Here is a 1,145-nt window from a genome sequence, read left to right on the forward strand (position 1 = left end):
AGGTGTTTGGACGTATAGAAGTAGATCGGCACGACCGCGTCGGCGGCGAGCAGGCGCGCTTCGGCCGCGGCGATCGCGTCGCGCCGCGCGGCGCCGGACGGCAGCGCGGCGGCTTCGCGCAGCAGGGCGTCGAACGTCGCATCGGCGTAGCCGGTCGTGTTCAGCGGATTGTCGACGCCGGAGAAGGTCGCGAGGAAATCCAGCGGATCGTTGACGTCGGCGATCCAGCCGCCGCGGAACACCTGCGTGATCACGCGCGCGCGCCGGTTCTGCACGAACACTTTCCATTCCTCGTTGCGCAGCACGACGCGTGCGCCGAGCACCTGGCGCCACATCGACGCGACGGCCAGCGCGAGTTTGCGGTGCACGGTCGAGGTGTTGTAGCGCAGCTCCAGGGTCAGCGGGTGCGCTTCGCCGTAGCCGGCCGCCGCATAGCGCGCGCGGGCGGCGGCCTCGCGCTGCGCGGCGGGCCATTGCGCCGCGGCGACCGGCGGCGGTTGGTGGTCGCGCGCGCCCGGCGGCACCACGCTCCAGGCCGGCTGCTCGCCGAGGCCGGTCACGTAGCGGGTGAGGATGTCGCGATCGATCGCGAGCACGAGCGCGGCGCGCAGGTCGGGATCGTCGCGCAGCGGCGGCCGCGTCAGGTTCAGGCCGAGCCAGAAGCTGCCGAGATACGGACTGATGCGCAGCGCGTCGCCGAACTGCGCGCGCAGCGCGGCGAGCGGTTTCGGCGGCACGGTTTCGGTCAGATGCAGGTCGCCGGCCTGGAAGCGCTTGAGCTCGCTGGCCGCGTCCTCGGTCACGACGAAGCGCACGCGTTCGATCGCGACCGTGGCGGCGGCATGGAACTGCGCGTTGCGCGCGAGCTCGATGCTGGCCTGCGGCGTCCAGGCGCCGAGCACGTAGGCGCCGTTGCCGACGAGCCGGCCGGGCCGCGTGTGCTGCGCGCCGAACTGCGCCACGGCCGGCAGATAGACCGGAAACGCGATCGGCAGCAGCAGGCGGTCGATCAGCGCGACCGGCTCGCTCAGGCGTATGCGCACGGTGCGCGGATCGGGCGCGCTGACGCCGAGGGCTTCGGGCGGCTGCGCGCCGGCGCCGACGGCGGCGGCGTTCGCGATCGGCCGCAGCAGCGCGGCCATCGG

Annotated in this window: 1 protein-coding gene; it reads right to left on the reverse strand. The window is 73.4% G+C overall.

The annotated features are described in order from the left end of the window. Positions 1 to 1,145 (reverse strand): peptide ABC transporter substrate-binding protein (locus NON22_RS24620; protein WP_257389615.1); only part of this gene is annotated, 1,145 nt, incomplete at both ends.

The sequence above is a fragment of the Tahibacter caeni genome, from assembly GCF_024609805.1.
GTDB lineage: Bacteria > Pseudomonadota > Gammaproteobacteria > Xanthomonadales > Rhodanobacteraceae > Tahibacter > Tahibacter caeni.